A 14,516-nucleotide genomic window follows, 5' to 3' on the forward strand; every position below is an offset into this window, starting at 1 on the left:
GCTCCCGCTGGGCCGGGCTGGCGCTCCAGTGCGAAGCAGCCCCTGCTCTTTGCTTTAAGAGCATGGGACTGCTTCGCAGTCCAGCGGGAGCAAGCTCCCTCGCCACAGGGTATCGGCCGTTAGAACCGGAAGGTAAAGCCGGCGTTGATCCCGTTGTTGTTACCCCGGTTGGAGAGCAAACCGCTGTAGTTCAACGACACCAGTGTGTCCTTGGTCAGGGCCATTTCCGCACTGGCCTTGATCACCGCGCCATCGCGGGCCACAGGCACGCTGTTGACCGCAAACGCGTTGTCGCTGCCGGCAAACTTCAGCGAGGCGTCGCGATCGGTGTCACCAAACTGATGCTCCCAGCCCAACTCTCCGCGCAACGTCACCGCCGAGGTCGCGCTGACCGGCAGTTGGGTATGTGCGCGCAGGCCCAAGGTGGAAAGCGTCGCGTCCTGGCTTTGCTTGCTGGCATGCAAGGCTGCGGCGCCGCCTTTTTCCTTGAACGAATCGCTCTGGTAGTTCAGGTAGGTCAGGTTGGCGAAGGGTTCGAACTGGTTCCATTGGGTGTAACCGATCTCGGCAAACACTTGGTCGGTGCGCGCGTTGTAGTCAGCTTTGTCGTAATCCGACTGGTTGGCGTAAGCCACGCGGCGCGAGCTGTCGATACGGTGCCAGGTGGTGGCGCCGCCCATGCGCAGGGCGATCGTGTCGAAGCGTTTGCCGCCGTAGATCGACAGGTGATAGTTGTCGCTGTCTGCCGATGCCGACTCGCCATTGAGATGGCTCTGGGTGTAGCCGGTGGCGGCACCCACGCGCCAGCCGTCGCCGACTTCGGTGTCGAGGCCCAGCAGCACGCCACTGGTGGACGAGGAGTAGCCGCTGGCGTTGTTGTCACCGCTGACGTTATTGCGACCGCCCAGTAGCTGTACCCAGCCGCCGTTGTCGTGAGTGTCGATCTGCGCGCTGGAATCCAGCGCCTGCGCCTGTTGCAGACGGCCGTTGACCGCTTCACGAATGTAACGGCTGTCGGCCATTTGCGCTGCGGCCACGTCCGAGTGCAGTTGCCCCGAGAGTTGCTTGAATGCAGCCTGCGCCTGCGCCGCCGAGTCTGAGGCCAGCAGGCTTTCATACACCGGGCTGCCCGCGCCCAAGGCTTCGGCCGCCGTCGCTACGGCGCGTTCGTTGCGGGTTTGCGCAATGCTGGCAAAGGTCGTCTGGTTACGCGCCACCGCCAGGCTCAGTTGGTTCGGCTGATAGCTCAACTGCGTGCCGATAAACAGGTAGTTGGGCGTGATCGCTGCAAACTGGCCGTTGATGCCCTGGCTGGCCGTCAAGATGTTGAACTGCTGGCCCACCAGGCTGCGGGCCTCAGTGGCAGACAGCAGGTTCGGGCTGTTTTCCAGGGACACGGTCACCACACCACCGTTGAGGGTGGCGACACCGCTGCTCTGGATTTGATCGCTTCGCCCGTTCGGGCCGACTTCCACGGCATACACCGAGCCAGGGTTGAAGGTCACGTCGCCGGTGTGCAGCGTGCCGATCGAATGGCCCGGTGCCACGCGCCCGCCGGTGTTTACGGTCAAGGCGCCCACCGTGCCGTTACCGGCCAGTGTGCCGCCCAACGTGGTCATCACGCCGTTATCTGCATTGCGGGTGCCCACCGCACTGCCATCCACGGTCACGGCGGAGGTCAACGAGCCGTCTACCGACAGCTTGCCGCCGCGTACCCAGGTGCTGCCCGAATAGGTGTTCTGGCCTTCGAGCACCAGTTCGCCGTCGCCGGACTTGGCCAGGCTGCCGACGTAGGTCGTGCCGGTGAGCAGATCCTTGCCGCGTGCCAGCGTCGCCTGCTCCCGGGCGTGGCCGATTTCATATTCAAACTGGTCATCGTCAGAGGCATTGGCGGGCAAACCGTTGACCCAGCCTTTCTGTTGCTTGGTGGCGGCCCAGGTGGCTTGTTCGGCGGTGTCTTCTACACGGCGGGCACGGATGGCCTCATCGGAAATCGGGTTGGCCCAGATATCACGCGTGCCACCTGGCAAGGCCACCGCCACCGAACCGAGGAACTGCCCCGGCCCTTGCATGGCTTTTTGCAGGTTGGGCAAGCCCCAACCGCTGACTACGCCCGGCACTTGCGGCGTGCCCGGCGCGGCGTCGTGCACCGGCTGCAGGTTGTCGTAGGTGCGGCCACCGGTGAGGTCGCCCACAGGCGTATCGGGACCGTCCGGCGCTTGCAGGCTGGAGGTGGTCAACAATACATCCCGGGCCTGGCTGGCAGTCATGTAAGGGAAGCGTTGAATCACCAGGGCCAAGGCACCGGAGACGCTCGGCGCAGCGGCAGAGGTGCCGTTGGCGTTAGGGATGATTTCCCCTTCAGGCCCGGTAGACGGAATGCCGGAAACGCCCATCACACACCACCACTTCGACGTGCCGCAGCGGTTATAGACCTGGGCACTGGTCTCGTCGTAGCCGGTGATCGAGAGGAATTTGCTCTCGATATCAGGCTTGAAAAACGGCAGGTTGGCGTTGGTGTCCGGGTTGGCACCGTGGCTGTCGTTGCCGGCCGAGATAATCTGGATGAAGGTGTTTTGCCGCGCGGCGTCAGCCATCGCGTCCATCCAGGTCTTTTGCCCGGCGTGAGCCTTGTCCCAGAACGGGCGATAGGCAGCGGTCATGTCGCGCAAGTTATCGGCTGCGCTGTCGCCTACGTTGCCGAAGTGGTTTTCTACGTCATTGCGCGAATTCTGGCCCCAGCTCTGGTTGACGATCGAGACGTTCTTCGCCGCCAGCGCGTTGTAGCTGGCCATGAAAGCGTTGTAGTCCAAGTCGTTGGAGCCCTGGAAACGGTTGTCGTCAGTGCCTCCGGTATTGGCGACAAAGATATTCGCGTCAAACGCAATGCCATGCATGCCGGTGCCGTTGCGGCTGGCGCCCAGTACACCGGACATCTCGGTGCCGTGGCCGTCATTGATCTTCGGGTCGTACTCGCCGGAAATACTGAAGTGCTCGCCCTTCTGGAACTCGCCGTCCGGCGTGTCATGAATGTAACGCGGGTGGGTGGCGTAGTACTCGCCGGTGGAGGTCACGGCCTGCACACGGTCCTGGCCCTGGGCATTCTTGCCCTGGAACTCAAAGTGTTCAGTGAGGATGCCCGAGTCAAGCACGCCGACGTTTACGCCCTTGCCGGTCATGCCCAAGGCATAGGCGTAGTACGCGTTGGTGCGATCCAGGCCGGAGTTGACCTGGGCTTCGGGGGTTTTCCAGGTCTGCGCGTTGGCGCTCCAGTCACGGGTGGCGCCAGCCCAGGATTGGCCGGCATTCAGTTGCGCGTTGAGGTTGCTGCTCACACCCGGCTCTACATAGGTGTAGGGCTTGGCCGCCGGCAGGTTGGCGATAATGGCCTTGGAGAAGTCGAGAATATTGGTGGTATAGCGCCCGCTGTTGCTGAACAGCCGGCTGCGGTAGTAATCCAGGCGTGAGGCGTAGTCCAGCGGCCGTTTGGTATCGCCGAGCATGGCGCCGATGGTGAGGTTTTCCGGTTGCAGTTCGTAGTTTTGCTTGAGAGCCGAATCGAACTTGCCGGACTGTGCGGCAAAGTCCTTGGCGGCCAGGTCGACGATATCGGCGTAGGCAAACCGCAGGTTTTTATACACATCGGTGTTGGGGTCAAAGGAGGCAACGGCTTTCCTGAAGGCCGACTCCAGCACTGGCGACGTGTAGGGGTTGGCGTCATCCGCCCAGGCCATGGAACCCTGGCCCAGCCACAGGGCCAAGCCGAGTGCGATGGGTGTAAGGGGTATCGATTTGGAGTCTGTAGCGCGCTTGCGTTTTTGCGACAAAGTGAAGCCATTACCTGCTGCGTCCATTTTCCTTTCCCTTTGGATATGTGCTTCGTCAATGAGCGATGTATCGGGCTTTTTGTAATAGGCAGGATCACGCGGAAGACCAACGCCGGGTCCTCAATTAATCATCGAATCCAAGCGGTCTTGTTCCGACGGGTTACGCAGTTTTCTTATAGTTTTCGGCGATAAAAAATGTAACAAAATAATTACAAAGGCGACAAGCACCCAGGACGCATTAACGAAGACAAATGTCGCCCACAGCAAAAACCCCGAATTTCGCGAGAAATTCGGGGTTTTTTGTGGCATTTAGCCACTAACTACAGCATGGGCGATTACAGGTGGGATTCGGCGTACTCGGCCAGAATCGAACGTGGTACCCCTTGCAGCGCGATATGTACGCCGTTCGGGAAGTCTTTGAAGCGTTCCGTCAGGTAGGTCAGCCCGGAGCTGGTCGCGGACAGGTAAGGGGTGTCGATCTGTGCCAGGTTGCCCAGGCACACCACTTTGGAACCGGCGCCGGCACGGGTGATGATGGTTTTCATCTGGTGCGGTGTGAGGTTCTGGCATTCATCGATCAGAATCAGGCTTTGCTGGAAGCTGCGACCTCGGATGTAGTTGAGGGATTTGAACTGCAACGGCACTTTGCTGAGGATGTAATCGACGCTGCCATGGGTGTTTTCGTCATCCATGTGCAAGGCTTCGAGGTTGTCGGTGATCGCCCCCAGCCACGGCTCCATTTTTTCCGCTTCGGTGCCGGGCAGAAAGCCGATCTCCTGGTCCAGGCCCTGCACGCTGCGGGTAGCAATGATGCGGCGATAACGCTTGGTCACCATGGTCTGCTCGATGGCGGCCGCCAGGGCGAGGATGGTTTTCCCCGAGCCTGCGGCGCCGGTCAGGTTGACCAGGTGAATGTCCGGGTCGAGCAGCGCATACAGCGCCAGGCTCTGGTAGATATCACGCGGTTTCAGGCCCCAGGCTTCCTGGTGCAACAGGGGTTCCTGATGCAGGTCGAGGATCAGCAACTTGTCGACCTGGATCTCTTTGATCCAGCCCACAAACCCCTGCTCGTCGATGATGAATTCGTTGATGTGAACGGCCGGCAGGTTGTCGATCAGCTGTACCTGATGCCAGGTGCGGCCATGGTCCTGACGGGTTTCGACCTTGCTGACCAAGTCCCAGAAGGAGCCGGTCACGGTGTGATAACCCCGCGACAGCATCGACACGTCGTCGACAAGTTGGTCGGTACTGTAGTCCTCGGCAGCGATCCCACACGCTCGTGCCTTGAGGCGCATATTGATGTCTTTGGTCACCAGCACCAGGCGCAGGTCCTTGTCGCGCGCGTGCAGGTCGATCAATTGGTTGATGATTTTGTTGTCGTTGAGGTTTTCCGGCAGCAGGCTGTTGGGCTCGCTGCGCTTGCTCATCAGAATCGACAGCAAGCCCTTCGGCCCGCTTTTGCCACGCTGGATCGGCACGCCGACCTCAACGTCCTCGGGCGAGGCTTCACCCAGGGTTTTGTCGATCAGGCGGATCGCCTGGCGGCATTCGGCGGCCACGCTGTGGTGCCCGCTTTTGAGTTTGTCGAGCTCCTCAAGCACGATCATCGGGATGGCGACGTGGTGTTCTTCGAAGTTAAGCAGTGCGTTTGGATCGTGGATCAATACGTTGGTATCAAGCACATAAAGGATTGGCTGGTCGGAAGAAGGGTTACGTCCATGATCATCCATACTCGGTCACCTTTGTGGGAGCCATTCGACGCAATACCTGGGCGGTGCTGCGCCTCGATTCGACCACCGACTGCACCTGAGTGACGTCAAGTGCAGTGCCCACATGAGGAGTCTTGGAAGACGCCACCTGTGTTGCAGGGTTCGGCGATCTGACTTCGTAATACCGCAAAACCCATGACAGGAAAAAGCACTTTGACGCTTTTTTGAAGTTTATTTTTCAGGATGACGAATAGCACTAGCCGAGTGCCAGTGACCCCGTTAAAGTCGGAAGTCGGCCTGCATCGAAATGTCGCACAAAATCACCCCTGAAATCCCCCATCCCCAACAGGGCCGGGCACTTCAGCGAAACGCCTCCCGGCAGTCCTGCCAACCCAAGCCACTTTGCCCGGTTGCCTGCAATAACATCGGCAATGCTACCCGCGCCTTGTCCTGGGTGTCGTGAAACACAATCACGCCTTTGCGCCACAGCAACATCAGCGTCAGCACCCGTTGCGCCGACTCATCGGCCTTGAGTTTGCCCGGTTCGTCCTGGGAGTCGATGTCCCACAACGCCACCTGCAACCCCTGAGATTGGAAAAAGCCCTGGCTGTCGGCACGGCGCTGGCCATAGGGCGGGCGAAACAGCGGCACATAGTTTTCCGGCATCAGGTTCTGCACCAGCGCAGCGCTGCGCGTAATCGAGCTTTGCCACTCGACCCAATGGCTATGGGAGCGGTATTGCCAACCCTGGGTGCCTACGCACTGGCCTTGGTACAACGCCTGCACGTCACTGGCGGAACTGCGCTCCACACGGGTTTGCAGGCTGCTGCCGAGCGCAAAGAACATAGCGTTCATCTTCTGCTTGCGCAGGTAATCAGTGAGCCAGTCGGTATTACCGCTGACCGGCGCGGGGCCGCCGTCGAAGGTCAGCAGGAACAGGCGGTCGTTGAACTCATCGCCATTGCGTTCGTGGTCACCAAAGCGCAGAACCTCGCTGCTGATCTGCGGGAACAGCGCGGCTTTGCGCAACAGTTCGTCCAGGTAACGCTCATGGAAGTTATGGCTAGGCCCGGCCCAGCCTATATAGAAGGAGTTATCGCTGACCTGAAACTTGCCGGCCTGCTCGCGCAGGTCGTCCATGTTTTCCACCAGGTAACAGAACGAGGCGTCCTCTTCGCAGCTTTGCTGGGCGGCCGTGTAGTTTTCCAGCAAGCGCTGCCAGAGCTGGCGACGCAGGTCGTCGATGGCGGCCAGGTTGATGATCTTCAGGCCAAGACGTTGTTTGAGGGCGGTCTCATCCTGGTTTTCGCTGGCCAGCAGGCTATGGGAGAACATCAGGATTTCGGCGCGTGAGGCGACATCGAACAGTGCCGGGCTGCTGAGCTTTTCCGGCCAGGTGCCACGGTCCAGGCTGGCGACATCCACCGGCGCGGCGTTGGCGTTCAGGCACAGTAAGCAGGCTGACAATAAAAGTGCTAGGCGCACGCAGGGTCTCCCTCTCCAGAGTTACCGCCCATCATAGCGGATCGTGCCTATCGCCATCATAGGTGGAGTCAAACCACTCAACCCCCTAGAATCCCTGCCACGATTACAGGAGCCAACTTCATGCTGATGGTGATTTCCCCCGCCAAAACCCTCGACTTCGAGTCAAAGCCGGTCACCCCACGCTTCACCCAGCCGCAATACCTCGATCACTCCCAGGAGCTGATCGAACAATTGCGCGAACTGAGCCCGGCGCAAATCAGCGAGTTGATGCACGTCTCCGACAAAATCGGCGGCCTCAACGCCGCCCGCTTCGGCAGTTGGACCCCGGCCTTCACGCCGGCCAACGCCAAGCAGGCGCTGTTGGCGTTCAAGGGCGACGTCTATACCGGCCTGAATGCCGAAACCTTCAGCGATGCCGACTTCAGTTACGCCCAGGACCACCTGCGCATGCTCTCGGGCCTCTACGGCCTGCTGCGCCCGCTGGACCTGATGATGCCGTACCGCCTGGAGATGGGCACCAAACTGCCCAACGCCCGTGGCAAAGACCTCTACACGTTCTGGGGCACGCGCATCAGCGAATGGTTGAATGAAGCACTGGCCGAACAAGGCGACGACGTACTGCTCAACCTGGCCTCCAACGAGTACTTCTCGGCGGTCAAGCGCACGGCCCTGAACGCACGGATTATCAACACCGAGTTCAAGGACCTGAAGAACGGCCAGTACAAGATCATCAGCTTCTACGCCAAAAAGGCGCGGGGCATGATGAGCCGTTTTGTGATTGAAGAACGCATCAACGACCCAGCCAAGCTGAAGCAGTTTGATGTGCAGGGTTATCGCTTCAATGCCGAGCAGTCCAAGCCGGATAATTTGGTGTTCCTGCGCGATCACGCACCGCAATAGCGCCCTGATACGTCCTCACCAACGCTAAAGATCCAATGTGGGAGCGGGCTTGCTCGCGAATGCGGTTTGTCAGTAACAGATACTCTGACTGATACACCGCGATCGCAGGCAAGCCAGCTCTTATCAAACAAAAAATAACTCATTGTTTTTGCTCTTAAAAATTAAGCCGCTTCAATCAGCTGCAACCCCAACTTTCGCGCCTTGCGTTCCAGGGCGCGCAGTTGTCGGTCTCGGCTACGTTCTTCAAATTCCTCCATTCCCTTCTCAACATAAGGCTGACCTTTGGTCAGCATCGCGTAGATCAGCCGTGCCAGTTGATGAGCTGTCGCCTTGATGGCACAACAGGTGTCCATCCGGGTCAGGCGCGCTCGGTGGCTGGCACCGATAAAACTTTTATCGTTGCGTGCAATAGAGGCAGCTTGCTTCAGCGCTTGCGCAGCTCGATTAATCACTTTCACCGTCTTTCCAGGAAGGGGTTTTCCTCCCGAAATTCTCGTCGGCGGTGCAAGGCCTAGCCACGAACAGAAGTGCTGCGAAGTCGGAAAGCGTGATAAATCCGCCCCCAATTCACTGGCCAAAACCAACGCCGTGTCGATTCCGATGGTTGGGATTGCGGTCAAATCCACGCCCATGACCTTGTTCAGCGCGCGATGCAAAATCAGTTGCTGCTCATTTGAGCGGTGTGGGTTGCGCAGTGTTTTGCTGGGCGGAACAACATCCGCCTGAAGAACGGGTAGTCGCTCCAGTGCCTGCGCAATGGCTTGATCACACTCGCCAATCTGTTTTTCCAGAAAATCATAAGCTGCCAACTCCTGACTCAGCGCATGCAAATGCTCGGCTCGCCAATTACCGCGCAAGCTGCGGGCGACAGTGGCCTGGTCTGCTTTGACGCGCTTGTCTCTGAGCATGGCGAGTACTTCGGGGTCCCGTTCGCCTTTAACGATTGCTCGCAAAATGCTCATGCCCGTCACCCCGGCAATGTTGCTGATGACCTGAGCCAGCTGGATGTTCATTTGGACCAGCGCCTTTTGCATCCGATTAAGCGCTTTGGCTTGGTCACGCACCTTATTGCCACGCTGACGGACCAGTGAGCGCAGTGAGCACACTTCGTCCGAGGGCCGAAAAGCGCCTCTCAACAGGCCGTGCGTCATGAGCTGAAGAATCCACTGGCAATCCAGTACATCGGACTTTCGTCCGGTAATTTGTCGAGTCGCGCGGGAGTTAACGAGATAGACCTCAAAACCTCGTCTATCCAGTATCTCGAAAAGTGGGATCCAATAAACGCCGGTCGCCTCCATCGCCACCATCTTGACGCCCATGGACTCAAACCAATCGGCCATGGCGTGCAAATCGTCGGTGAAGGTTGAAAACCTTTTAACCGGGTCATCGCATTTCGTCGGATCAACGGCAGCCAAATGTTCACCGCCGCCAACATCAACGGCAGCGCAGTCAGGGTGAATAACTTCAAACCGTTTTTGGTTCTTGCGCGTCATGACAATTCCTCGCAGGATTGAATGACGCGGGCGGGGTACACGGTGGCGAGCGGATTCACTCTCTTATACGTGGTCACAGCTAGCTGTGCCGACAATGACTCCACGCCGATACCGTGCAGGCCACTCTCCCACTCGGGTGCTGTCACACCAGTGCTGGTTACGGCCTTTGCCCCGCCCGCGTTCTTCAACCTTACGATGAACCAGTTTGATGCGCGACAGCGCTACATCGAAGAGGTGGCGGGGCCTCCCACATTTTTGTCTGCATTCCATGCCATAAAAGCCATTTATTTGGCGCCAATAAACCATCAAGCAAATTCCTAACGAATCTTTCACTCGACATTCGTCATTTTTTTTCGTAGTGGCACCACTTTTTTCGAACACTAGTGGCACAAAACTATCCCCGCTCTTCAACTCCCCATAACCACTCGCCCAAATAGCAAGTGCTATCAATATAGTACCAGTGCCATCTTTTCTAATATTTCAAGAAATTTCCGGAAACAGGATGAGCGGCCAGGAACTTCACCCTAAAGCACCGCTCATACCACCGGTAACGAAATTCTCTGTTGCTGTAAGAGATGACTTACATGACCAACCCACGGAAGTAGCAAAGTTGTCATAATTCAACTTTGACTCAGGAGTCATATCACTAATTGATTAATTGATAGCGGCGACAAGGATGAATTGCCACGCACTATAAGGCCAAGGCCGAGCTTCCCCTAATGGGTCAGTGAGACAACCCAAGGCACTGATATTTAAAGGCTATCAGCCTCTATCATAGCCCTGCGGCACTGACGCCAGGCCCTTCTCCCAGGAAGGCCGGCTGCATTTCAGGGCAAGCCTCAATAACAAGGCCACGTTGCGCACATCTTGAGTGCACTTATTAGTCACTCGTCATTAAACATGCCTGCACGCGGTAAGTCGGCGTCTATTCGCCCAACTTTCGTGGCATCAGTGACGCTTGCAAACATGAACTCCAGCCATCTAATGGCCTGTATTAAACAACGAGGTAATTGCGATGCGCATCAGCATATTTGGTTTGGGTTACGTTGGCGCAGTCTGTGCCGGTTGCCTGTCTGCCCGTGGCCACGAAGTGGTCGGTGTAGACATCTCCAAGGATAAGATCGACCTGATCAACGCGGGTAAATCGCCGATCGTTGAACCGGGTCTGGGCGAACTGTTGAGCCAAGGCATCGCAAACGGTCGACTGCGTGGCACCACCAACTTCGCCGACGCCATCCGCGACACCGACCTGTCGATGATTTGCGTGGGCACGCCGAGCAAGAAGAACGGCGACCTGGAGCTCAACTACATCGAAGCGGTATGCCGCGAGATCGGTTTTGTCCTGCGTGACAAAACCACCCGTCACACCATCGTGGTGCGCAGCACCGTATTGCCGGGCACCGTGGCCAATGTGGTGATCCCAATCCTGGAAGACTGCTCGGGCAAAAAAGCCGGTGTCGACTTCGGTGTTGCAGTGAACCCTGAGTTCCTGCGTGAATCCACTGCCATCGCCGACTACGACCTGCCGCCGATGACCGTCATCGGTGAGTTCGACAAAGCCTCCGGCGATGTCCTGCAATCGCTGTACGAAGAACTCGACGCTCCGATCATCCGCAAGGACATCGCCGTCGCCGAGATGATCAAGTACACCTGCAACGTGTGGCACGCCACCAAGGTCACCTTCGCCAACGAGATCGGCAACATTGCCAAGGCCGTCGGCGTCGATGGTCGCGAAGTGATGGAAGTGGTGTGCCAGGACAAGACGCTCAACCTGTCCCAGTACTACATGCGCCCAGGCTTTGCGTTCGGCGGTTCGTGCCTGCCCAAAGACGTGCGCGCCCTCACCTACCGCGCCAGCTCGCTGGACGTGGAAGCGCCGTTGCTCAACTCGCTGATGCGCAGCAACGAATCCCAGGTGCAGAACGCCTTCGATATCGTCGCCGGCCACGACAAACGCAAAGTTGCCCTGCTGGGCCTGAGCTTCAAGGCCGGCACCGACGACCTGCGCGAAAGCCCGCTGGTGGAACTCGCGGAAATGCTGATCGGCAAGGGCTTTGACCTGAGCATCTACGACAGCAACGTCGAGTACGCCCGTGTCCACGGCGCGAACAAGGACTACATCGAAGGCAAGATCCCGCATGTGTCGTCGCTGCTCAATTCCGACTTCGACGACGTGATCAACAACTCCGACGTGATCATCCTCGGCAACCGTGACGAGAAATTCCGTGCCCTGGCGCACAACGCACCTCACGGCAAACAGGTGATCGACTTGGTGGGCTTCATGTCCCAGGCCACCAGTGTCAGTGGCCGTACCGAAGGCATTTGCTGGTAACAGCGACGGCAAGTTTCGGGTTGCACGTGTCTTTATCCCCAGCGCGTGCAGCCTGAAGCCTCCTTCCCTTCCGGATGACGCTTATGTCCAAGTTAAAACATGTATTACTGCAATCGGCCGGTTGGCTGTTCTTCCTCAGCCTGCTGATGGGTCTCGCCCTGCTGTTGCCGGCGAGTACGTTCGACTCGCAGTCGAAGAATTTTATTTTCCTGATTGGCGCCGTCGGTATCTGGCGCTACTCGATGGGTGCTACGCATTTCTTTCGCGGCATGCTGTTCCTGTACGTGGTCTACCCGCACTTGCGCCGCAAGGTGCGCAAGCTGGGCAAGGCCGCCGACCCGTCCCATGTGTTCCTGATGGTCACCAGTTTTCGTATCGACGCGCTGACCACCGCGCAGGTCTACAGCTCGGTGATTCGCGAAGCTATCGAATGCGGTTTCCCCACCACCGTGGTGTGCTCGCTGGTGGAAATGTCCGATGAGCTGCTGGTGAAAAGCCTGTGGGAGCGCATGAACCCACCGGAACGCGTGAAGCTCGACTTCGTGCGCATCGCCGGCACCGGCAAACGCGATGGCCTGGCCTTTGGTTTCCGCGCTATCTCGCGCCACTTGCCGGACGACCGCGCCGTGGTGGCCGTGATCGATGGCGACACCGTGCTCGCCGAAGGTGTAGTGCGCAAGACCGTGCCGTGGTTCCAGCTGTTCGGCAATGTCGGTGGCCTGACCACCAACGAATTTTGTGAAGTACGCGGCGGCTACATCATGAGCGAGTGGCACAAGCTGCGCTTCGCCCAGCGCCACATCAACATGTGTTCCATGGCCCTGTCCAAGCGCGTGCTGACCATGACCGGGCGTATGTCCGTATTCCGTGCCAGCGTGGTTACCGACCCGGGCTTTATCGCCGACGTGGAAAGCGACTCGCTGCAACACTGGCGCCTGGGCCGCTTCAAGTTTTTGACCGGCGATGACAAGTCCAGCTGGTTCAGCCTGATGCGCTTGGGCTACGACACCTTCTACGTGCCGGACGCCGCGATCAATACGGTGGAACACCCGCCAGAAAAAAGCTTTATCAAGGCCAGCCGCAAGCTGATGTTCCGCTGGTACGGCAACAACCTGCGCCAGAACTCCCGCGCGCTCGGCCTCGGCGTTCGCCGCCTGGGCCTGTTCACCAGCGTGGTGCTGTTCGACCAGCGCGTGTCGATGTGGACCTCCTTGCTCGGCCTGACCGTGGCGATCATCGCCACGTTCAAATACGGCGGCGCGTTCATCCTCGCGTACCTGCTGTGGATCGGCATCACCCGCCTGATTCTGACCCTGTTGCTATCGTGCTCCGGCCACAAGATCGGCCCGGCTTACCCGGTGATTCTCTATTACAACCAGATCATGGGCGCGCTGGTGAAGATCTACGTGTTCTTCCGCCTTGATCAACAGTCCTGGACCCGCCAGGACACCAAACTGACCCGCGATTTGGCCAGCTTTCAACGTTGGTTCAACACCTGGTCGTCTCGGACCATGACCTTCTCCGCCGGCAGCATTTTCGTCGCCGTGTTGCTGATGATGGTCTGACCCAGCCAAGCCTGAATTAACTAGGAAATCGAACATATGAACAGCCCAGTAAACGCCAACGTTGTCCACGAATCCGAAGCCCAGCGCCAACATGCCCGGGTCAAAATCCCGGCCAAGCTGCGGTTCTTCAACACCGACCGCACCCAGACCGAAGCACGGGTGATCGACCTGTCCGCCGGTGGCCTGGCGTTCACCGCAACCCAGCCGCTGACCGTCGGTGAAGTGCACAAGGGCCGCTTGCAGTTCGTGATCGATAACCTCGGTTTGGCGATGGACGTGGAGTTGCAAATTCGCTCCTACGACCGCCAGAGCGGCCGCACCGGTTGCCAGTTCCAGAACCTAGACGCCCAGGATATTTCCACCTTGCGTCACCTGATCACTTCGCACCTGTCCGGCGACATCGTGACCATGGGCGACGTGCTGGCCACGCTGCAACGCGACAACTTCACCAAGGCACGCAAGGTCAAGGACGGCGGCAGCGGCATGAGCGCTTTCGGTCGCCTGCGCGCCGTGGTGTTCAGCGCCGGGATCTTCATTGTCGGCCTCGCCGCGTTCGGTTTTGTGTTCAAGTCGGTCTATGGCATGTACTTCGTCAGCCACGCCCAGGCCGGCCTCGTCAGTGTGCCCGGCATGAACGTGACCATGCCGCGCGACGGCACCGTGCAAAGCCTGCTCAAAGGTGACGCGGTAGCGGCCAAAGGCGCGCCATTGGCGACGTTCAGCACCAGCATGCTCGATGTGCTCAAGGGCCATCTGGACGAAGACCAACTGCAACCGGCCAAGGTTGAAGAGCTGTTCGGCAAGCAAATGACCGGCACCCTCACCTCGCCGTGCGATTGCGTGGTCGCCCAGCAATTGGTCGCCGACGGCCAGTACGCCAGCAAAGGCGATGTGATCTTCCAACTGGTGCCACGCGGCAGCCAGGCCAATGTGGAAGCGCGCTTTACCTATCGCCAGTTCGGTGACGTACGCCCAGGTACACAGGTGAGCTTTCAGGTCGCCGACGAAGAACAGCTGCGCACCGGCACCATCGTCAGCAGCACCAGCCTGAACAGCGCCGACCTGTCTTCCGACATTCGCGTGCAGATCAAGCCGGATGCGCCGCTGGACAGCACCTACGCAGGCCGCCCGGTGGAAGTCACCAGCGACCGTGGCCCTTCGCTGAACTGGCTGATCGATAAAGCCATGGCTCACGGTCTGTAAGC

8 protein-coding genes are annotated in these 14,516 nt (G+C 58.7%); 4 read left to right on the forward strand and 4 right to left on the reverse strand.

What is annotated here, in order from left to right:
* Positions 1 to 119: 119 nt before the first annotated feature.
* The 3 genes from P5706_RS27465 to P5706_RS27475 all read right to left on the reverse strand — a co-directional run bounded on the left by P5706_RS27465 (position 120) and on the right by P5706_RS27475 (position 7,021).
* Positions 120 to 3,854: an autotransporter domain-containing protein gene (locus tag P5706_RS27465; protein ID WP_285683270.1), complete on the reverse strand. Its 3,735-nt coding sequence runs from the start codon at positions 3,852 to 3,854 to the stop codon at positions 120 to 122.
* Positions 3,855 to 4,162: 308 nt separating this feature from the next.
* Positions 4,163 to 5,557, reverse strand: coding sequence for a PhoH family protein (locus tag P5706_RS27470; RefSeq protein ID WP_012722339.1), 1,395 nt, complete (start codon positions 5,555 to 5,557; stop codon positions 4,163 to 4,165).
* A 339-nt stretch (positions 5,558 to 5,896) separates the two neighbouring features.
* Positions 5,897 to 7,021 carry a polysaccharide deacetylase family protein gene (locus P5706_RS27475; protein WP_200430871.1) on the reverse strand — a complete coding sequence of 375 codons (1,125 nt, stop codon included), beginning with the start codon at positions 7,019 to 7,021 and terminating at the stop codon, positions 5,897 to 5,899.
* 120 nt (positions 7,022 to 7,141) lie between these two features.
* Between P5706_RS27475 and yaaA the strand changes: the two genes are divergently transcribed.
* Positions 7,142 to 7,921, forward strand: a complete 780-nt coding sequence (gene yaaA, locus P5706_RS27480) for a peroxide stress protein YaaA (RefSeq protein ID WP_285683274.1) — start codon at positions 7,142 to 7,144, stop codon at positions 7,919 to 7,921.
* A 161-nt stretch (positions 7,922 to 8,082) separates the two neighbouring features.
* On the opposite strand, the gene P5706_RS27485 is transcribed toward yaaA, so the two are convergent.
* Positions 8,083 to 9,414, reverse strand: coding sequence for an IS110 family RNA-guided transposase (locus P5706_RS27485; RefSeq protein ID WP_285679304.1), 1,332 nt, complete (start codon positions 9,412 to 9,414; stop codon positions 8,083 to 8,085).
* A gap of 1,015 nt (positions 9,415 to 10,429) precedes the next feature.
* On the opposite strand from P5706_RS27485, the gene P5706_RS27490 reads away from it, so the two are divergent.
* From P5706_RS27490 to P5706_RS27500, 3 genes are all read left to right on the forward strand, one after another.
* Positions 10,430 to 11,746 (forward strand): nucleotide sugar dehydrogenase, encoded by a 1,317-nt coding sequence (locus tag P5706_RS27490; protein WP_099548423.1) that lies wholly within the window; start codon positions 10,430 to 10,432, stop codon positions 11,744 to 11,746.
* A gap of 83 nt (positions 11,747 to 11,829) precedes the next feature.
* Positions 11,830 to 13,311: a mannuronan synthase gene (gene alg8 / locus P5706_RS27495; RefSeq protein WP_200430869.1), complete on the forward strand. Its 1,482-nt coding sequence runs from the start codon at positions 11,830 to 11,832 to the stop codon at positions 13,309 to 13,311.
* Between the two features lie 36 nt (positions 13,312 to 13,347).
* Complete coding sequence (locus P5706_RS27500) at positions 13,348 to 14,514, forward strand: alginate biosynthesis protein Alg44 (protein WP_065912574.1); 1,167 nt, start codon at positions 13,348 to 13,350, stop codon at positions 14,512 to 14,514.
* The last annotated feature ends 2 nt before the right edge of the window (positions 14,515 to 14,516 follow it).

This window comes from Pseudomonas sp. ChxA, assembly GCF_030263855.1.
Classification (GTDB): Bacteria; Pseudomonadota; Gammaproteobacteria; order Pseudomonadales; family Pseudomonadaceae; genus Aquipseudomonas; species Aquipseudomonas fluorescens_CB.

Excerpts from the sequence above, each read along its gene's own strand:
- yaaA (WP_285683274.1), top strand. The coding sequence starts at position 7,142 with ATGCTGATGGTGATTTCCCCCGCCAAAACCCTCGACTTCGAGTCAAAG.
- P5706_RS27490 (WP_099548423.1), top strand. The coding sequence starts at position 10,430 with ATGCGCATCAGCATATTTGGTTTGGGTTACGTTGGCGCAGTCTGTGCC.
- P5706_RS27465 (WP_285683270.1), bottom strand. The coding sequence starts at position 3,854 with ATGGACGCAGCAGGTAATGGCTTCACTTTGTCGCAAAAACGCAAGCGC.
- P5706_RS27500 (WP_065912574.1), top strand. The coding sequence starts at position 13,348 with ATGAACAGCCCAGTAAACGCCAACGTTGTCCACGAATCCGAAGCCCAG.
- alg8 (WP_200430869.1), top strand. The coding sequence starts at position 11,830 with ATGTCCAAGTTAAAACATGTATTACTGCAATCGGCCGGTTGGCTGTTC.
- P5706_RS27470 (WP_012722339.1), bottom strand. The coding sequence starts at position 5,557 with ATGGATGATCATGGACGTAACCCTTCTTCCGACCAGCCAATCCTTTAT.
- P5706_RS27485 (WP_285679304.1), bottom strand. The coding sequence starts at position 9,414 with ATGACGCGCAAGAACCAAAAACGGTTTGAAGTTATTCACCCTGACTGC.